General features: G+C 71.4%; 15 protein-coding genes. 7 read left to right on the top strand and 8 right to left on the bottom strand.

Annotated features, from left to right (window positions below; translation table 11 throughout):
• Positions 1-51 precede the first annotated feature (51 nt).
• From atzF to EHO50_RS01415, 4 genes are read right to left on the bottom strand one after another with little or no spacing between them, the layout of a single operon-like run.
• Complete coding sequence (gene atzF, locus EHO50_RS01430; RefSeq protein WP_128427939.1) at positions 52-1,731, bottom strand: allophanate hydrolase; 1,680 nt, start codon at positions 1,729-1,731, stop codon at positions 52-54.
• Positions 1,732-1,764: 33 nt separating this feature from the next.
• A complete protein-coding gene (locus tag EHO50_RS01425) occupies positions 1,765-5,289 on the bottom strand; it encodes a 5-oxoprolinase/urea amidolyase family protein (RefSeq protein ID WP_128427938.1) in 3,525 nt (1,174 codons plus the stop codon).
• Positions 5,286-5,957 (bottom strand): urea amidolyase associated protein UAAP2, encoded by a 672-nt coding sequence (locus EHO50_RS01420; RefSeq protein ID WP_128427937.1) that lies wholly within the window; start codon positions 5,955-5,957, stop codon positions 5,286-5,288. The genes EHO50_RS01425 and EHO50_RS01420 overlap by 4 nt, the downstream gene beginning before the upstream one ends.
• Positions 5,954-6,778, bottom strand: a complete 825-nt coding sequence (locus EHO50_RS01415; RefSeq protein ID WP_128427936.1) for an urea amidolyase associated protein UAAP1 — start codon at positions 6,776-6,778, stop codon at positions 5,954-5,956. Before EHO50_RS01415 ends, EHO50_RS01420 begins: the two co-directional genes overlap by 4 nt.
• A 173-nt stretch (positions 6,779-6,951) precedes the next feature.
• On the opposite strand from EHO50_RS01415, the gene EHO50_RS01410 reads away from it, so the two are divergent.
• The 6 genes from EHO50_RS01410 to EHO50_RS01385 all read left to right on the top strand — a co-directional run bounded on the left by EHO50_RS01410 (position 6,952) and on the right by EHO50_RS01385 (position 12,554).
• Entirely contained in the window at positions 6,952-7,587 is a 636-nt protein-coding gene (locus tag EHO50_RS01410) for a TetR/AcrR family transcriptional regulator (protein ID WP_128427935.1), read from the top strand.
• A 301-nt stretch (positions 7,588-7,888) separates the two neighbouring features.
• Positions 7,889-9,478, top strand: coding sequence for a sensor histidine kinase (locus EHO50_RS01405; RefSeq protein ID WP_128427934.1), 1,590 nt, complete (start codon positions 7,889-7,891; stop codon positions 9,476-9,478).
• Entirely contained in the window at positions 9,475-9,882 is a 408-nt protein-coding gene (locus EHO50_RS01400) for a roadblock/LC7 domain-containing protein (protein WP_128427933.1), read from the top strand. The genes EHO50_RS01405 and EHO50_RS01400 overlap by 4 nt, the downstream gene beginning before the upstream one ends.
• On the top strand, positions 9,879-10,280 hold the full coding sequence (locus EHO50_RS01395) for a DUF742 domain-containing protein (protein ID WP_128427932.1): 402 nt from the start codon (positions 9,879-9,881) through the stop codon (positions 10,278-10,280). Before EHO50_RS01400 ends, EHO50_RS01395 begins: the two co-directional genes overlap by 4 nt.
• A complete protein-coding gene (locus EHO50_RS01390; RefSeq protein ID WP_128427931.1) occupies positions 10,261-10,881 on the top strand; it encodes a GTP-binding protein in 621 nt (206 codons plus the stop codon). Before EHO50_RS01395 ends, EHO50_RS01390 begins: the two co-directional genes overlap by 20 nt.
• 188 nt (positions 10,882-11,069) lie before the next feature.
• The gene (locus tag EHO50_RS01385; RefSeq protein ID WP_128427930.1) at positions 11,070-12,554 is read left to right on the top strand and encodes a cytochrome P450; all 1,485 of its coding nucleotides are present in this window, start codon (positions 11,070-11,072) and stop codon (positions 12,552-12,554) included.
• Between the two features lie 129 nt (positions 12,555-12,683).
• Here the strand turns inward: EHO50_RS01385 and EHO50_RS01380 are convergent, their stop codons facing one another.
• Positions 12,684-13,634: an RluA family pseudouridine synthase gene (locus tag EHO50_RS01380; protein WP_128427929.1), complete on the bottom strand. Its 951-nt coding sequence runs from the start codon at positions 13,632-13,634 to the stop codon at positions 12,684-12,686.
• A gap of 66 nt (positions 13,635-13,700) precedes the next feature.
• Between EHO50_RS01380 and EHO50_RS01375 the strand changes: the two genes are divergently transcribed.
• Positions 13,701-14,282 (top strand): GNAT family N-acetyltransferase, encoded by a 582-nt coding sequence (locus EHO50_RS01375; protein ID WP_128427928.1) that lies wholly within the window; start codon positions 13,701-13,703, stop codon positions 14,280-14,282.
• 54 nt (positions 14,283-14,336) lie between these two features.
• On the opposite strand, the gene EHO50_RS01370 is transcribed toward EHO50_RS01375, so the two are convergent.
• From EHO50_RS01370 to EHO50_RS01360, 3 genes are all read right to left on the bottom strand, one after another.
• Positions 14,337-15,896, bottom strand: a complete 1,560-nt coding sequence (locus tag EHO50_RS01370) for an amino acid permease (RefSeq protein ID WP_128427927.1) — start codon at positions 15,894-15,896, stop codon at positions 14,337-14,339.
• Positions 15,897-16,187: 291 nt separating this feature from the next.
• On the bottom strand, positions 16,188-17,033 hold the full coding sequence (locus tag EHO50_RS01365) for a siderophore-interacting protein (protein WP_128427926.1): 846 nt from the start codon (positions 17,031-17,033) through the stop codon (positions 16,188-16,190).
• A gap of 195 nt (positions 17,034-17,228) precedes the next feature.
• A complete protein-coding gene (locus tag EHO50_RS01360; protein ID WP_246101044.1) occupies positions 17,229-18,158 on the bottom strand; it encodes a 5'-3' exonuclease in 930 nt (309 codons plus the stop codon).
• Between the last annotated feature and the right edge of the window lie 143 nt (positions 18,159-18,301).

Genomic DNA, 18,301 nt, shown 5'->3' with positions numbered 1-18,301 from the left:
GGCAAGGAGATGGGTAGCTCTCCTTGCCTTCGCTGTTTCTCGGGACCGACGTCAGGAGCGGCCGCCCCCGAGGTACGCCCGCCAGCCCCCGTACGACGTGATGTCCTCGGCGTCCGCAAGGGCCTCAGGCTCGCACAGGAACCCCGGGACGTGGCTGCCGTCCGCCAGCTCCACGCGCCCCAGCGCCATCGGGCGGGGCAGCTCGGCGAGGAGTCGGCCGAGTCCCTCCGCCGGGAGCCGCCACACCTCGGCCTCGATCGAGGCTCCTGCCTCGAGCCCCTCGCCTCCCTCGCCGACGTGGACCAGGCCCGGTTTGGGCGGGGTGGTGGACAGGGCGTGCAGGCGGTACACGGGGGCCGTGGCGGTCGTACGGTCGAATCGGGCGCCCAGGGACAGCAGTTGCGGGTTGAGGGGCTGGTCGGAGAGGTGGGCGCCGACCACGGCGAGTCGGACCTCCGGGTGGAGCAGCCCCGCGATCCTCGCGAGCCGTTCGTCCGTGAACGCCGGGCCGATCAGCATCACGCCGAAGGGCAGGCCATCCACCTCACCGGCCGGGACGGCGACCGCCGCCAGGTCGAAGAGGTTGGTGGAGTTGGTGAAGCGGCCCAGGCGGGCGTTGGCTCCCAGCGGGTCGGCGGTCACCTCGGCGAGGGTGGGGTGGCCCGGCGTGGTGGGGAGCAACAGGGCGTCCGCGTCGGCGAGTTCGGCCTCGGCCTGCGCGCGCAGGGCGGCGAGCCGGTCCTGGTCGGCGAAGAGCCGGTGGGCCGGGATGTCGCGGGCGCGGGTGATGATGCCGGCGACGGTGGGGTCGAGGGTGTCGTCGCCCGCCGCCATCGCCTTGTCGACAAAGCTCCCCACGGCTGTATAGCGCTCGGCGACGAAGGCACCCTCGTAGAGCATGGCGGCGGCTTCGGTGAACGGCGTGAGGTCCAGGGTGTGGATCTCGGCGCCCGCGGCGGTGAGCTGCCGTACGGCTGCCTCGTAGGCCTCGGCCCAGCCCTCGTCCAGCTCGCCGAGCCGGTCCGTCGGCGGGACCGCGATGCGCCATGGGCCCGGCGTGCGCTGGGGGAGCGGGGGCAGGGCGCGGCCGGGCGGGGACGCCATGAACGACAGTGCCTGCTCGGCCTCCGGCAGCGTCCGCGCGAACACCGTCACGCAGTCGATGGACGCGCAGGCCGGGACGACGCCCTCCGTCGGGACGAGACCCCGGGTGGGCTTGAGGCCGACGATGCCATTGAGCGCGGCGGGAACCCGGCCCGAGCCGGCCGTGTCCGTGCCGAGCGCGAAGTCGACGACGCCGAGGGCCACCGCGACGGCCGAGCCGGCGCTGGAGCCGCCGCTGATCCTGGCCGGATCATGGGCGTTACGGACCGCGCCGTAGGGGGAGCGGGTACCGACCAGGCCCGTCGCGAACTGGTCCAGGTTCGTGGTGCCGAGCACGATCGCACCGGCCGCGCGCAGGCGGGCGACGACCGGGGCGTCCGCTTCGGGGAAGTAGGCGTACGACGGGCAGCCCGCGGTCGTCGGCAGGTCCGCGACGTCGATGTTGCCCTTCGCCGCGAACACGCGCCCCGCGAGGGGAAGTCGCTCCCCGCCGGACACCCGCTCGTCGATCAGCCGGGCCTCCGCCTCGACCTCCTCCCGCGGGCGCAGGTCGATCCAGATCTCGGGGCGGTCCACGGCCTCGATACGGGCGTAGGCGGCGCGGACGCGGGAAAGGGCGGTTGACATGCGGTGCTCCTTGACTGAACGTCAACTCACGGATCAGGTGGTCGAGTCGGTGGCCGGTGCGAGGACCATCAACGGTGTCCCCGCCTCGACCTGATCCCCGGGCCTGGCCAGGATCTGGGCGACCACGCCGTCGACCGGCGCGTGCACCCTGGACTCCATCTTCATCGCCTCCAGGGCGAGCAGTGGCTGTCCGGCGGTCACCTCGTCACCCGGCTGGACGTTCACCTGCCAGACGGACGCCGCAAACTCGGCCTCGACGAGCCGCCCGGCGGCCGGGATGGTCACCTCGACCGCAGGTGCGGCCGGTGCAGTCGTCTGCTCGACCCGCGCGAACTCGCCGGCCGCCTCCCAAGCGTCCCGTTCCGTCGCGAAGGCGGCCTGCTGCCGGGCCCTGAACTCCGCGATCGACTCGGCGTTCTCGGCCAGGAAGGCCCGGTACCCGGCGAGCGAGAAGGTGCCTTCCTCGATGCGCGGCACGAACCGCCCCGACGTGATGTCCGCCCGTAGCTCCAGAAGCTCCTCGGCGCCCACCGGATACCACCTGATCCGGTCGAAGAACCGCAGCAGCCAGGGCGACCCCGGCTCGAACGCCCCGCGCTGCTGCCACCCCGACCACACCTGGGTCGTACGGCCCACGAACTGGTAGCCGCCGGGCCCCTCCATGCCGTAGATGCACAGATAGGCCCCGCCGATGCCGACCGAGTTCTCCGCCGTCCAGGTGCGCGCCGGGTTGTACTTGGTGGTCACCAGACGGTGCCGGGGATCCAGCGGGGTCGCGACCGGGGCGCCCAGGTACACATCGCCCAGCCCCAGGACCAGGTACTCCGCGTCGAAGACCGTGCGGTACACGTCCTCGACCGACTCCAGGCCGTTGACGCGGCGGATGAACTCGATGTTCCACGGGCACCAGGGCGCGTCGTCGCGTACGCCCGCCATGTAGCGGGCGATGGCCTCGCGGGTGGCGGGGTCGTCCCAGGAGAGGGGGAGGTGGACGGTGCGGGACGGGACGACGAGCTCGTCGGTGGGCGGCAGGGCGGCGACCGTCTCCCGTACCTCGGCGAGGAGTTCGTGCTGCGGCAGCCGGGCCGGGTCCGTCTGGATCTGGAGGGAGCGGATGCCCGGGGTGAGGTCGGTGATCCCGTCCCGGCCCGTCTCGGCCACCGCCTCCATCAGTGCGTGGACGCGCATGCGCAGGGCCAGGTCCAGCTGCATGGGCCCGAACTCGACCAGCAGACTGTCGTCACCGCTGCGGCGGTAGGTCACGTCGCCGTCCCGCGCCAGCACACCCCCGTCGACGATCTCCGGGCGCGGCGACCCGTCAGCCTGCACGGGCAGGAACCGCACGGTGTCGCCCGGCCGCAGCTGCCCCAGCTTCCAGCGCTCGCCGCTGATCACCGTCGCCGGGCACACGAACCCGCCCAGCGACGGTCCGTCCGGGCCGAGCAGCACCGGCATGTCGCCGGTGTAGTCGACGGCGCCGACGGAGTACGGGGTGTCGTGGATGTTGGACGGGTGCAGGCCCGCCTCACCGCCGTCGGTGCGCGCCCAGCGCGGCCGGGGGCCGATGAGCCGTATGCCGGTCCGCGCGGAGTTGAAGTGGACCTTCCAGTCGGCGGCGTAGAAGTCGCGGATGTCGTCCTCGGTGAAGAACTCCGGTGCGGCGTGCGGGCCTTCGACGGCCTTGATGTGCCATGCGGCACCGAAGGAAGGGCGGTCGGGCAACGCGACCGGCGTTCCCTCGGTGGCCGTGCCGCCGCCGTGCAGTACGTCGCCCGTCCGCAGCGCGCGTCCGCCGTGCCCGCCGAACTGGCCGAGCGTGAAGGTGCTCGCGCTGCCCAGGAAGGCGGGGACGTCGAGACCGCCCGCGACCAGGACGTACGTCCGCAGACCGTGCTCGGCCGGGGTTCCGACCTCCAGTACGGCTCCCGCCGGCACTGTCACCGGCTCCCACTGCGCCACCGTCGTGCCGTCGACCGTGACCGGGGCCGGGGCACCCGTCACGCACACGGTGGTGGGGTGTGTGAACCTCAACGTCGGTCCCTGGAGCGTGCATTCGAGGCCCGGCGCGCCCTCGTGGTTGCCGAGCGCCCGGTTGCCGAGCCGGAAGGACAGGTCGTCCATCGGGCCGCAGGGCGGTACGCCGACCTGCCAGTAGCCGGTGCGGCCGGGCCAGTCCTGCACGGTGGTGAGGGTGCCGCCGGCGAGGACCTCGATGCGGGGCGTCGGGTCGGTGACGGTCGTGAGGGTCGCCGTCGAGTGGGCGGCCTCGCGGAAACGACGGTCGGTGAGCGCCGCCCGCACCAGGCCCAGGTTCGTCTCGATGCCGTCGACGCGGGTGCGGGCCAGCGCTTCGTCCAGCCGTTCCAGCGCGTGTGCGCGGTCGGGGCCGTACGCGATGATCTTCGCGAGCATCGGGTCGTACGACGTCGTCACCTCGGAGCCCGTCTCGACCCAGCCGTCCACCCGCACCCCGCGCGGGAACTCGACCCTCGTCAACAGGCCCGCGCTGGGCCGATGTTCGCGGGTCGGGTCCTCGGCGTAGAGGCGGGCCTCGACGGCGTGGCCGCGCGGTGGGCCCGGGTCGCGGACGACGTCGCGCTCGCCGCGTGCCAGGCGCAGCATCCAGGCGACCAGGTCGACGCCGTAGACCTCCTCGGTGACCGGGTGCTCGACCTGGAGGCGGGTGTTGACCTCCAGGAAGCAGGCCTCCTCGCGGGCGGCGTCGTACACGAACTCGACGGTTCCGGCGGAGCGGTAGCCGACGGAGGCGCACAAGTCGCGTGCCGACGTGGCGAGTTGCTCGCGTATGTGTGCGGGGAGCCCTGGTGCCGGGGCCTCCTCGACCACCTTCTGGTTGCGCCGTTGCAGCGTGCAGTCCCGGTCGCCGAAGGTGACCACCCTGCCCTCGCCGTCGCCGAAGACCTGCACCTCGACATGGCGGGCCCGCTCGACGAGCCGCTCCAGGAAGACACCGGCGGAGGAGAAGGAGGCGGCGGCGACCCGCTGCACCCGCTCCCAGGCCTCGGTCAGTTCATCGGCGCAGCGACATGCCGACATGCCGATACCGCCCCCGCCCCCGGTCGCCTTGAGCATGACGGGATAGCCGATGACCTGGGCTTCTTCGAGTGCCTCGGCGAGTGACCCCAGCAGTCCCGTCCCCGGCGCCAGCGGTACGCCCGCCGCCGCGGCCGCCGCACGTGCCGTGTGCTTGGCGCCGAACAGCTCCAGCTGCTCGGGCGTCGGCCCGACGAACACGATCCCGGCCTCCTCGCAGCGCCTGGCGAACGCCGCGTCCTCGGACAGGAAGCCGTAGCCGGGGTGGATCGCCCCGGCGCCGCTGTCCTTCGCCGCCTTCAACACCAGGTCGGCGTCGAGGTACGACTCCTTGGCGGGCGCCGGGCCGAGCCGTACGGCTGTGTCGGCGAGCCGGACGTGGGGCGCCGAGCGATCCGCGTCGGAGTACACGGCCACCGTGCGCTGGCCCAGTTCGCGGGCCGTACGGATGACGCGGACGGCGATCTCGCCCCGGTTGGCGACGAGCAGCGTGTCGAAGCTCATGCGCCGCCCGCCTCGGCTCCGCCGCCCGCCTCGGTCGCGCCGTCTGCCCCGGTCGCCTCGACTGCCTGGCTGATCGTCATCTCCACGGCCGTAGGGTCGAAACCGTTGCAGGGGTTGTTGATCTGGGGGCAGTTGGAGACGAGGACGAGGACGTCGCGTTCGGCGCGCAGGGTCAGGGACAGCCCCGGTGCCGAGATGCCGTCGACGATGCCGAGGGTGCCGTCCTTCTCGACCGGCACGTTCATGTACCAGTTGATGTTGGAGACGAGGTCGCGTTTGCCGAGCCCGTACTTGGCGCCCTCGGCGAGGAAGTTGTCCACGCACGCGTGCTGCGACCACGTGTGGTGGCCGTACCGGAGCGTGTTCGACTCCTTGGAGCAGGCACCGCCGACGGTGTCGTGCCGGCCGACCTCGTCGGCGACGACGGTCATCAGCGGGGTGTGCTCGTTGGACATGAGCACGCTTGACGTCGTGAGGAAAATGCCGCCCTGCGCGTGGATCGTGTCGGGCGCGCTGTAGCGGACGGACGTGTCGTGGGCGTCGTACACGAGGAAGTCGACGGCCTGGTTGCCGTGCAGATCGGTGATGGTGAGCGTCTCGCCCGCACGGACGACGGACGACCAGGGGGCGCGGGCCGGAACGACGGTCGTGGAAGTGCTCGTGGTCATGCGAGCCCCCTCGCGGCAAGGAATTCGGCGGTGTTGAGGAAGGCACGGCGGCCCTCGGGCGTGGCATCCCACAGAGGGTCGTCGGGGCCGGTCGGGGCCGCGCGCCAGGCGAGCACCTCCAGCGGGGTGCTGACGTACTCGCTGCGGGGGTCGACCGGATGCGGCACGTTGGCGATCAGCACGGTCACGTCCTGCTCGGCGCGCAGGGTCACGCTGCCGCCAGGCCCGATCGAGCCGGTGAAGTCGAGGGTGCCGTCCTCGCGGACCTCCACGCCCTGGAAGAACGACAGGGACGGCGGCAGATCCCTTGGCCCGAGGCCGTTCTTCGCGGCGGCCAGCTTGAACAGTTCCCGGCCCGCGGGGGAGGGGGACTGCGGGCTGCCGTCGCCGTAGCGCTCGGTGTTGCGTACGAGGGTGGAGGTGCCGCACAGCGCGTCGTGCCGACCGGAGGTGTCGATGACGACGGAGGCGAGGACGCGGCCCTGGTCGGACAGAAGGAGCCGGCTCTCGCCGAGGTAGGCGTTCCACTGGACCTTGACCGTGTCGGCGACGTTCAGCCGCTCCCAGGGGCGGTCGGCCACGTACAGCAGCAGATGCGCGCAGGCATCGCCGCGCAGATCGGTCAGCCGCAGCTCCGTGCCGCGGGCCAGCACCTTGTGCGTGTAGTTGCCGCCCGCCACGGTCTCGGCCCACACCAGCCGACCCGCCCCACCGGGCGGCGCCGGCCAGTCCTGGGCCGGTACGACGGGCATGGCCTCGGCCCGGCTCCCCTCCTGGGCGCGGGCGTGGTCGCGGGCTCCGTACGTGGTCTCTGTCGCCATTCGCGGGACCTCCGGCTCGGGTGTCGGCCTCCTGGTTCATTTCTGTCGCCCGACAGAAATTAGGGGCGGGGTGGGTCGGGAGGATTACCGGAGTGTTGCCGGGCAGTTACCGCGGGTTCGCGAGAGGGCCTCGCGAAGATCGTCGTACGCCCCCGTGTGCGAGGATCGAACCCATGGGTACGTCAGGTGGGCCGGGCAGTCGGCGGGTCGGCAGGCCGCGGGCCGCTGGGCGGCCGGACAGCGGGCTGGAGCCGCGTGCCGAACTCCTCGCGGCCGCCGCCGAGTTGTTCACCACCCGGGGGTATGCCGCCACCACCACCCGCGCCGTCGCCGAGCGCGCGGGCATGCGGCAGGCGTCCATGTACCACTACGTCTCCGGCAAGGAGGAACTCCTCGCCGAGCTCCTGGAGTCCACGGTCACGCCCTCGCTCGCGTACGCCCGGGAACTCCTCGCCGACGACGCGATCCCGGCCGAGGACCGGCTGTGGGCGCTGTGCCGGGCGGATGTGGAGCTGCTGTGCGGCGGCCCGCACAACCTCGGCGGGCTGTACCTGCTGCCCGAGGTGCGCGCCGAGCGCTTCGCCGGCTTCCATGCCGTGCGCGCCGAACTCAAGGACGCCTACCGCCAGTTGCTGGCCGCCACGGCCGCGGGCGGCGCACTCGCCAAGAGCGAACTGGATCTGCGTACGGATCTGCTCTTCGGTCTGATCGAGGGTGTCATCCTCGTTCACCGCTCCGACCCGGAGCGCCCGGTGTCGGTGTTCGCCGAGGCCACCGCCGACGCGGCCCTGCGTATCGCCGGCGTCTGAGGCGATCTTTCACCCGTCACGGTGAGTAGTTTTCGTACGCCCGTACGCCGTGACGCACCGTGTACGAATGTAATCCGAGCGTATAAATGGAGCCGAGCGTACTCCTGTCGCGAGCCCCATTTCAGGTGCTTGCTGAATATGACACAGCGATGATCCGGTCGGACTAAGCTCGCCCGCAGCGCACCGAGTTGAGGTGTAATCGTGCGCTTGTTCCCAAAGATGCAGAAGATTCCGACATACCCATGACGTACCCCACTGCAAGCTCCCCCTACACCCACCCGATTCATTTCAGAGGGCCCACATGGTGAGCGTTCAATCCCCGCCCAGTCGCCGTGAACTCCCGTACACGCGCGTGCTGTTGCTGCCGGCCATAGTGATGGCCGCGGCGATCGGATCCGCCGTCGCCGTGGTGGCGGAACCGGCCCGGACGGCCGTCGGCGTGTGCGGTGCCGTGGCCATGCTGCTGGTGCTGGCGTCCACGGCCGAAGTGGCCCGCCGCGGCCGCGCGTTGCGGGACCTGCGGGCCGAGCACGCCCGTCACGCCACGTATCTGGAACGGCGTATCGCCGCGCACGACGAGGAGATGGCCCGCCTCGCCACGGAGATCACGCCCAGCGCGATCTACCGACTGCGCTGTGGCAATTCACCCCATGAGGTGATTCGCGACCTCGCCGAGATCGACCCGTCCTACGGCCAACTCTCCCCGGCACAGGTCGCGTTGGTGAAGTCGATGCTCGACATCGTCGACCACGAGGAAGCCCTGCGTGACTCCGCCCAGCGCTCCTTCGTCAACATCGCCCGCCGCGTCCAGGCGATCGTGCACCAGCAGGCCAACGAACTGAGGGAGATGGAGGAGGACCACGGCCGCAACCCCGAGGTCTTCGACGACCTGCTCCGCATCGACCACGGCACGATGCTGATCGGCCGCCTCGCCGACTCCATCTCCGTGCTCGGCGGCGGCCGCCCCGGCCGGCAGTGGCCCAACCCCGTCCAGCTGTACAGCGTGCTGCGCGGCGCCATGTCCAGGATCCTGGAGTACCGCCGCATCAAGCTGGACTCCATCGCCCAGGTCAACGTCCGCGGCATCTCCGTCGAACCGGTCATCCACGCCGCCGCCGAACTCCTCGACAACGCCACGCGCTACTCGCCCCCGCAGACCGAGGTCCACGTCACCGCCACCGAGGTGCAGACCGGCATCGCGATCGAGATCGAGGACGCGGGCGTCAGCCTCAGCGAGGAGGCCCGCGCCCGGGTCGAGGGCATGCTCGAGCGCGCCAAGGTCGGCGGCGACCTCCAGGAACTCGGCGAGTCCCCGCGGCTGGGCCTGGCCGTCGTAGGCCGTCTGTGCACGGCGTTCGACATGCAGGTCTCGCTGCGCACCTCCGCGTACGGCGGTGTCCGCGCCGTCCTGGTGATCCCGCGCGAGATGCTGACCACCGACCCCGCGCCCGGCTACGCGCACGGCATCGGTGCCGTATCGGCGCCCAGCCTCGCACCCGGCGCCCTCGAGGGTCCCAAGCGCACGCCCAAGAAGCGGCGCCCCACCAGCCCGAAGATCCCCGCCACGGTCTCCATGGAGGACGACATCCCCGTCGTCACCGAGTGGACCGCGAACGGGCTTCCCCAGCGCCGCAGCCGGGTCAAGACCCCGCTCAGCAAGCGGCTCGCCGAGCAGGCGGCCATCGAACAGGCCGAACGGGAGGGCAGGCCGACCATCTGGTCGACGCGCAAGCCCGCACCCGAGCCCGAGCCGGAGAAGGACGAGCCCGTCCCCGGTGCGTGGGTCGAGGCGTTCTGGAACGGCCTCAAGGACAAGCCCGACCCGTACACACTCAAGCCGCGAACCCAACCGGCCCGCCGTGAGGCCGACGACGAGGGGGACCCCAAGTGATCCAGCAGCGCGCCAACTTCGACTGGATGCTCAAGGAGCTCCACGACGGCGTACCGGGCATCGAGATGATCGTGGTGCTCTCTGCCGACGGTCTGCGCATCGCCCGCTACGGCGGCGACCCGGACACCGCCGACCGCGTCGCTGCGGCCTGCGCCGGCCTGCAGAGCCTGGCGAGCGCGGTAGCCACGGAGATCCCGAACAGCGACGGCAAGATGAAGATGGTCCTCATCGAGATCAACGGCGGCTACTTCTATCTGATGGCCGCCGGCGCCAACGCCTATCTCGCCGTGCTCTCCGACACGTTCGCCGAGCCCGGTCTGATGAGCAACCGCATGTCCGACCTCGTCAGCCGCATCGGCGCCCATCTCACGAGTCCGTCGAGGCGCAACGGGCAGACCGTATGACTCCTCCGAAACGCCAGCGGCGACATCCGACGGACCAACCACCCCCGCAACCGGCGGCCCCGCCGGGGGTCAAGAAGAACCCGGAGCGGCTCTTCGTGGTGGCCGGAAAGGACGGTGCCGAGCGCGCCGAGCTCGACCTGGTCACCTTAATCGTGGCGAGCGCCGACCCACCGCCCTCCGCCGCGCCCGAGCAGGCGGCGCTGCTCCGGCTCTGCACGACCCCCCTGTCCGTGGCCGAACTCTCGGCCTATCTCAATCTGCCGTTCAGCGCGATGACGGTCCTGCTCACCGACCTGCTGACGGCCGACCTGGTGACGGCACGCGCCCCGCTCGTGCGTCAGTCCGTCGCCGACCGTTCCCTTCTCGAAGCGGTGATGCATGGACTTCAAAGGCTCTGACACCATCCCCGGTCCACGGACCGAGGACCAGCTGCCGCACACGGCCGAGGCCGCGGTCAAGATCGTGATCGTGGGCGGCTTCGGGGTCGGCAAGACGACCATGGTCGGCTCGGTCAGCGAGATCAGGCCGCTGACCACCGAAGAGACCATGACGCAGGCCGGCATCGGTGTCGACGACAACTTCGGCTCGGACTCCAAGACGGCCACCACCGTGGCGATGGACTTCGGCCGCATCAGCATCACCGACCAGCTGGTGCTGTACCTCTTCGGCACCCCCGGCCAGGAGCGCTTCTGGTTCCTGTGGAACGGGCTGTTCGAGGGCGCGCTGGGCGCGGTCGTGCTGATCGACACCCGTCGGCTCGAAGTCAGCTTCGATGTCATAGGGCGACTGGAGGAGCGTGGCGTGCCGTTCGTCGTCGCCGTCAACTCCTTCCCCGACGGGCCCCGTTACCCCATCGAGGACCTGCGCACGGCGCTCGACCTGGACCCGGAGATCCCCATCGTGGAGTGCGACGCACGCCGCCGGGCCTCCAGCCGTGACGTCCTGATGACCCTGATGCGCTTCCTGCACTCGCTCGCCATGTCGGGAGCGCTCAGGTAGACCCGTCCGCCGCCGTGTGGGGCGCGCTCGGGCGGGCCCGGCCGCCGGAGCCGTCCCGCCCCCGCATCCGGCGAACTCGCATCCCCTTACCGCTCACCGCTTACCGCCACTTGCACCCGCTGAATCCGTATCCGTCCGTCCAGACTCCCAGACTCACCAGACACCGGATCCACTTCGGAGCAACCACTGTGACGCCTGAATCCCACTCCACGACCGGGACGCACGACCCCTCTCTCGCCCCGCCGCCCGGCTGCCCCGCCCACGGACTCGGCCCCGGAGGACTGCCCCGGCTCCATCAGGCGGAGGACCTGAGCGAGCTGTACGAGCAACTGCGCGAGCAGCACGGCGCGGTGGCGCCCGTACTGCTCCACGACGACGTGCCGATGTGGGTGGTCCTCGGGCACACCGAGAATCTGCACATGGTGCGCACGCCCTCGCAGTTCTGCCGGGACAGCCGCATCTGGACCCCGCTCCTGGAGGGCATGGTCAAGCCCGACCATCCGCTGATGCCGCACATCGCCTGGCAGCCGATCTGCTCCCACGCGGAGGGCGACGAACACCTGCGGTTGCGCGGCGCGGTCACCGGGGCCATGTCCACCATCGACCACCGCGGTATGCGCCGCCACATCAACCGCTCCACGCAGCGCCTGGTCAACCGGTTCTGCGAGGAGGGGAGCGCCGACCTGGTCGCGCAGTTCTCCGAGCACCTGCCGATGGCCGTGATGTGCGAGATCCTCGGCATGCCCGAGGAGTACAACGACCGGATCGTCGAGTCCGCCCGCGACATGCTCAAGGGCACCGAGACCGCGATCGCCAGCAACGCGTACATCATGGACGCGCTGATGCGGCTCACGGCCAAGCGAAGGGCCAAGCCGGAGGAGGACTTCGCGACCCACCTGATCAACCACCCGGCCCGGCTCACCGACGACGAGATCGGCCAGCACCTGCGGGTCGTGCTCATCGCCGCCTACGAGGCCACCGCCAATCTCCTCGCCAACGTGCTCCGCGTGGTCCTCACCGATCCGCGGTTCCGCGCCCAGCTCAGCGGCGGCCAGATGACGGTCCCCCAGGCGGTCGAGCAGTCCCTGTGGGACGAGCCGCCGTTCAGCACGGTCTTCGGCTACTTCGCCAAGCAGGACACGGAGTTGGGCGGCAAGCGCATCCGCAAGGGCGACGGGCTGCTCTTCGCGCCCGCCCCGGGCAACGTCGACCCGCGTGTACGTCCCGACCTGTCCGCCAACATGATGGGCAACCGCTCCCACCTCGCCTTCGGCGGCGGCCCGCACGAGTGCCCCGGCGCGGACATCGGCCGTGCGATCGCCGAAGTCGGCGTCGACGCGCTGCTGATGCGGTTGCCGGACGTCGAACTCGAATGCCACGAGGACGAGTTGGAGTGGCGGCACTCGATCGCCTCGGCCCACCTGGTGGCGCTGCCGGTCCGCTTCGCCCCCAAGCCGCCGCAGGACGTGACACAGAAGCCGGGCCAGACCCAGGTCCCGCAGCAGCGGGCCACCTGGCACGTCGGCACACCCCAGCCCCAGCCGGCAACCACCCCGGAACCCCAGCAGCCGACCGCACCACAGCAGCCCGCGCCGGCGCCGGCGCCGGCTGCGGAACCGGTCCGCCCGAAGGGGGCTTGGCGGCGCCTCCTGCGGTGGTGGCGGGGCTACTGATCCGCGAGCGGAAAGAGCCGGCGACCGGCACGGGCCCGAGCCCCGCTCGTGGCACGCGGCACGCCCACCGGCCGCGCCTTCATGGCGTGCCGGTCGCCCTCTCGCCGCAACGGCTACTGGGCCGCCCAGCTACTGGGCCGCCCATTCGCTGTACGAGGACCAGGCTTCCAGCGTCCTCGCACTGCGGAAGCGGTGTGCCGTCCCCGTCACCGGATCGGTGAACTCCAGTGTCCGCGCCAGCAGTTGGAGCGGGCGCCGGAAGTCGTCGGCCGGTACGGGGGCGGTCACCTCCGGGTACAGCGGATCACCGAGGATCGGCACGCCGAGGGCGTTCATATGGACCCGTAGCTGATGGGTCTGGCCGGTGGTGGGCGTCAGCCGGTACCGGGCCGGCCCGTCAGCACGCTGCTCGACGACCTCGACGCGCGTGACGGCGTTCGGCTCGCCCTCGACCTCCCTGGCGGTGAGCACCCCGCGCTCCTTCACGATCCTGCTGCGCACGGTCCGGGGCAGGGCGAGCGCGGAATCGTACGGCGCCACGGCCTCGTACTCCTTGCGTACCCGCTTGTCGCGGAACAGCGTCTGATACGCGCCGCGCTCCTCGGGCCGCACCGTGAACAGCACCAGCCCGGCGGTGAGCCGGTCGAGCCGGTGCGCGGCGCTCAGTGCCGGGACGTCCAGCTCCCGGCGCAGCCGCGCCAGGGCTGTCTCGGTGACATGGCTGCCGCGCGGGGTGGTGGCGAGGAAGTGCGGCTTGTCGGCGACGACTATGTGCTCGTCGCGATACACGACGTCCACCGCGAACGGCACCCGCACCTCCGCGGGCAGCTCCCGGTGGAACCACACGAACATCCCCGGCACATACGCCGCGTCCGCAGGCACCGCCTTCCCGTCCGCCCCCACGACCAGCCCCGCGTCGAACATGCCCTCGACGACCCCCGGCCCCGCCCCCGTGAGCCGCTCCACCAGGTGCTCACGCACGGTGCCCCACGACCCCTCGAAGGGCAGCCGCACGCGCACCGCGTCGATCCCGTCGCGCTGCGGCAGGGGAGAGGGCGGGGGCGGGTTACGGCGTCGCATCACGATCAAGCCTACGGCGCAGGAAAACCCGTTGGGTGCGGGCCGCTCGTGTGGGGAGGATGCCCCATGCCTGATCTGACCAGCCCCGTCGTCCCGGCCGGCACCCTTGCCCGTACCTCGCAGCCCACTCTGCCCACCGGCGACGGTCTGCTCCTGCGCCCCTGGCGGGCCGAGGACGCCCCCGCCGTGCACGAGATCTTCCAGGACCCGGTCCTGCACCAATGGCACGTGAGGGCCTCCGACTCCGTGGCCGAGGTAGACGGCTGGATCGAGGAGTGGCGCAAGGCCTGGGCCGAGGAGCGGACCGCCCAGTGGGCTGTCGCCGACGCCGGTACCGACCGTCTGCTGGGCCGCGTGGCCCTGCGCGAGATCCAGCTCGGCGAGGGCACGGCCGAGGTCGCGTACTGGACCGCCGCGGCGGCCCGCGGCCAGGGCGTCGCCGCCCGCGCCACGACGACCCTCGCCCGCTGGGCCCTCGACGACATCGGCCTGCACCGCCTCGAACTCCTGCACGCCGTCGCCAACACGGCCTCCTGCCACGTCGCCACGAAGACCGGCTTCGCCCTGGAGGGCACCAAGCGCAGCGCGTTCCTCGCGCCCGACGGCTGGCACGACATGCACCTGCACGCGCGCGTGAAGGGCGACTGACGCGAACGCGCCTGGAAGCCAGAACGCCTGGTCACCCGGACTCGCAGGGCCGGGCTATCCGGCCGCCTCCCCGACCGCCGCCTCCGATACGGCGGTGGAGGCCGCCCGGCGACCGCGGTACGCCCGGAAGCCCACACCCGCGAGGACCGTCACGCCGAGGAACAGCACGGTGAAGTACTGGAAGTACCAGTGCCCGCCCGCCGGGTCGTACACCGCCGCGCGCGGCCAGGCCAGGTTGACGGTCATGAACAGGCCGTACAGGAGCGCGAGGGCGTTGACGGGGACGCCCCAGCGGCCCAGGGAGAACGGGCGGTTGCCCGTCTCGTCGGTGCCGGTCGCGGTGAAGCGGCCGCGCAGGCGGGACACCAGCAGGGGGCCGGTGACCATCGCGTACGCCAGGTACAGCATGACGATGCAGGTCGTGCCGATGGCCAGGAAGGCCTCCGGCGAGGCGAAGTTGAGCAGGAGGAGGGTCGCCGCGAGGACGCCGACCACCACGGCGGGCGCGTTGGGCATGCCGGTGCGTGGGTTGACCTTCGCGAGGCGGTGGGAGAAGGGGAGTTGGCCGTCGCGGGCCATCGAGAACAGCATTCGGCAGGCCGCCGTCTGGATGGCGAGGGTCGCCACCGTGATCGCCACCACCACGTCGGCCAGCAGCGCCCGGCCCACGCCGTCGCCCAGGCTGCTCGTGAGGACGTAGCTCAGGCCGTCGACCGCCAGTCGGCCGTCCGTGAGGCTGGGTGCGGCGAGCAGCCCGCCGAGCACGAGCAGCCCGCCGAGCAGGCCCGCGGCGCCCAGCGCGGTGAGGATCGTGCGGGGCGCGGTGCGGCGCGGATGGTGTGTCTCCTCGCTCATCTCGCCCGCGCTGTCGAAGCCGATCATCACGTACGCCGCCGTGAACGAGCCCACCAGTAGCGCGCCCAACAGGCCGGACTGGGCGGCGCCTTCGGTGTGGAAGGTGATGCCGGGGGAGCGCTCGGAGTGGGTCAGCAGCAGCGCGATGATCAGTACCGCGCCGATGATCTCGGCCGTCACACCGACGCGGTTCACCAGCGACAGCACGCGGTTGTCCATGAGGTTCACGAGCGTGGTCAGGGCCAGCAGGATCACGCCGAGCAGCGCCGCGTTGGCCGCGCCGTCCGCCGAGGTCGGCGTCGGGTCGGTGCCGATCAGCTGGAAGCCCGACCAGATCGCCGGCAGCACCATCTGCAGCGCCAGCGCCGCCGCCGCGACCACCACGATCTGCCCGATCACCATGATCCAGCCGGCGAACCAGCCGAAGGTGACGTTCGACAGCCGCGACGACCACTGGTAGATCGCGCCCGAGATCGGGTAGCGCGCGGCCAGTTCCGCGAAGCATGCCGCCACCAGCAACTGCCCGACGAGCACCGCGGGCCAGGCCCAGAAGAAGACGGGGCCGCCGAACGCGTACCCGAACGCGAAGAACTGGAAGACGGTCGTCAGGACGGAGATGAAGGAGAAACCCGCCGCGAACGACGCGTACCGGCCGAGGCTGCGGTGCAGTTCCTGGCGGTATCCGAACGCGGCGAGGGAGCGCTCGTCAGGGTCGTGCGGCGGGTCGGGGCGTGGGGCGGCTGGGGCGGTGCTCGTCATGGCGGCAACCTGCTTTCGCACAGCGGCGCGAGAATTCCTGTCGGGCGACAGAAATTAGGGAGGGGCTGTTTCGAACGCATGACGTGCTCATGTCCGAGCCGATCCTAAGTCCTCACGGATGGGCGTCGCGGGGCTCTTGCGGGAGCCCGCATTCGCGATACCTCGTGTCGTCCTTGCCGTGGCGGAAGGGCTTTCCGGTCGTACCGGCGGACGGTGTGAGTGCCTGGACACAGTGAAGGGGCGGCACCCGTGAAGGTGCCGCCCCTTGGGGTCCATCGGGCCCATGCAGGGCTACGCCGCCGGCGCCGCCCCCTCCTGCTCCGCCTCGATCCGTGCGTTCCAGTCCCGCTTGGAGGCCTGCCAGCCGTCCTCGTCGTGGCCGAGCCGCCAGTAACCGGAGATCGACAGGTCCTCGCGGGCCACACCGCGCTCGACCCGCAGCAGCTGACGCAGCTCCTTCACGAAGTGAGCCTCGCCGTGCACGAACGCATGCACCCGGCCCTCCGGGAACTCCAGCGCGCGCACGGCCTCGACCAGCGCCTCGCCGACGGGGCGGGAGCCGCGGTGCAGCCAGACGACGTCCACATCGGAGTCGATCTTCTGCTCCTCCTCGGGGCCGGCGATCTCCACGAAGGCGTACGCCGTGGCGCCGTCGGGCAGCGACTCCAGGGAGCGGGCGATCGCGGGCAGGGCGCTCTCGTCACCGACGAGCAGATGCCAGTCGGCGTCCGGGGAGGGGGCGTAGGCGCCGCCGGGACCCATGAAGCGCACAGTCTCGCCCGGCTGGGCGCGCATCGCCCACGGGCCGGCCAGGCCCTCGTCGCCGTGGAGCACGAAGTCCAGCGTCAGTTCACGGTGCTCGGGGTCCCAGGCCCGCACGGTGTACGTCCGCGTCACCGGCCACTGCTCGCGCGGCAGTTCCTCGCGGATGCGCTCCAGGTCGAAGGGCTCGGGATAGCTCACGCCCTCGGGGGAGAACAGCATCTTCACGTAGTGGTCCGTGCAGGTGTCCGCCGCGAACTCGGCGAGCCCCTCGCCGCCCAGCACCACACGTTGCATGTGCGGGGTCAGCCGTTCGGTACGGATGACCTGCGCGGAGTGGGGCTTCCGCGGCTTGCGGGCAGGGCGTAGAGCCATCGCCGGCCTCCCTCGTTCCAAGCTTAGGTTTACCTAAGTTAGCACCTCCGCCCGGCGAATGCCCCTATGAACGTTCATGAAGTGGCGCATGTCGCGCACGTACGGAACGAATTCCCCGTGTCACGAGCCCCATGCGCACGCTCAGAACCCCCTTCCCCCCCCGCGCCGGCTCCCCCGGGCCGCCCCCGGCCGTCCTCACGCCCCCAGCGTCACCAGCAGCCGCTGAAGCGAACCGCCCAGCCCCCACCGCACCGCCAGCTCGTCCAGCCCCGCCGAATCCCGGGGCCCACGCGGCAGCGTCGTGTCGACGTCGGGCAGCGGGACGTCGGCCGCGACCCGTACCACGGTCGGCGCGACGGCGACGTAGGGCCGCGACTCGTCCAGCCGCTTGCGCTGCGAGGGCGTCAGCTTCGCCTTCGGGTCGTCGACCGCCGCCATGATCCCGGCCAGGTCGCCGAACTCGGCCAGCAACTTCGCGGCCGTCTTCTCACCGATGCCGGGCACGCCCGGCAGGCCGTCGCTCGGGTCGCCGCGCAGCAGCGCCAGATCCGCGTACCCCCGGCCGTCGACGCCGTACTTCTCGCGCAGCCACGCCTCGTCGGTGAGCTGGAGGGTGCCCACGCCCTTGAGGGGGTACAGCACCCGCACCCCGCGCGCGTCGTCCACCAGCTGGTACAGGTCGCGGTCGCCGGTGACGATGTCGACCGGGCCCTTGGCCTGTGCGGTGAACGTGCCGATCACGTCGTCCGCCTCGTACCCCTCGACCCCCACGCGCGCGATGCCGAGCGCGTCGAGGACGGCCTCGATGACCGGCACCTGCGGCGACAGGGTGTCGGGCACCTCCTCCTCGTCCGGCCCGACCTCGTGCTCCTCGGCGACACGGTGTGCCTTGTAGGAAGGGATCAGGTCGACCCGCCACTGCGGCCGCCAGTCGGCGTCCATGCAGGCCACCAGCGCGTCCGGGCGGTGGTCCTTGACCAGGCGGTCGATGAAGTCGAGGAGTCCGCGCACGGCGTTCACCGGCGTGCCGTCCGGGGCCTTCACGGAGTCCGGGACGCCGAAGTAGGCGCGGAAGTAGAGCGAGGCGGTGTCGAGGAGCATCAGTCGTCCGGTCACGCCACGCATCATGCCGTACGGCACTGACACCGGCCCGTTGGTGCGCAGACAGTCGCCCTTCGATGCGCAACGCGTTGCGGTGTGCGCCTGCACTGTGGGCTGGACCACTTGTGCGTTTGCGATCACGGAACGAGGGCAGGCGCCCCGCCCGG

It is taken from the genome of Streptomyces cyaneus, from assembly GCF_004028635.1.
GTDB lineage: Bacteria > Actinomycetota > Actinomycetes > Streptomycetales > Streptomycetaceae > Streptomyces > Streptomyces cyaneus.
Note: the sequence above shows the minus strand (reverse complement) of the source record. Positions and strands in the feature narration are given on the sequence as shown.

Coding starts and splice junctions, on each gene's coding strand:
- EHO50_RS01375 (WP_128427928.1), top strand. CDS start 13,701: ATGCCTGATCTGACCAGCCCCGTCGTCCCGGCCGGCACCCTTGCCCGT.
- EHO50_RS01410 (WP_128427935.1), top strand. CDS start 6,952: ATGGGTACGTCAGGTGGGCCGGGCAGTCGGCGGGTCGGCAGGCCGCGG.
- EHO50_RS01360 (WP_246101044.1), bottom strand. CDS start 18,158: ATGCGTGGCGTGACCGGACGACTGATGCTCCTCGACACCGCCTCGCTC.
- EHO50_RS01425 (WP_128427938.1), bottom strand. CDS start 5,289: ATGAGCTTCGACACGCTGCTCGTCGCCAACCGGGGCGAGATCGCCGTC.
- EHO50_RS01420 (WP_128427937.1), bottom strand. CDS start 5,957: ATGACCACGAGCACTTCCACGACCGTCGTTCCGGCCCGCGCCCCCTGG.
- EHO50_RS01390 (WP_128427931.1), top strand. CDS start 10,261: ATGGACTTCAAAGGCTCTGACACCATCCCCGGTCCACGGACCGAGGAC.
- EHO50_RS01370 (WP_128427927.1), bottom strand. CDS start 15,896: ATGACGAGCACCGCCCCAGCCGCCCCACGCCCCGACCCGCCGCACGAC.
- atzF (WP_128427939.1), bottom strand. CDS start 1,731: ATGTCAACCGCCCTTTCCCGCGTCCGCGCCGCCTACGCCCGTATCGAG.
- EHO50_RS01395 (WP_128427932.1), top strand. CDS start 9,879: ATGACTCCTCCGAAACGCCAGCGGCGACATCCGACGGACCAACCACCC.
- EHO50_RS01380 (WP_128427929.1), bottom strand. CDS start 13,634: ATGCGACGCCGTAACCCGCCCCCGCCCTCTCCCCTGCCGCAGCGCGAC.
- EHO50_RS01365 (WP_128427926.1), bottom strand. CDS start 17,033: ATGGCTCTACGCCCTGCCCGCAAGCCGCGGAAGCCCCACTCCGCGCAG.
- EHO50_RS01415 (WP_128427936.1), bottom strand. CDS start 6,778: ATGGCGACAGAGACCACGTACGGAGCCCGCGACCACGCCCGCGCCCAG.
- EHO50_RS01405 (WP_128427934.1), top strand. CDS start 7,889: ATGGTGAGCGTTCAATCCCCGCCCAGTCGCCGTGAACTCCCGTACACG.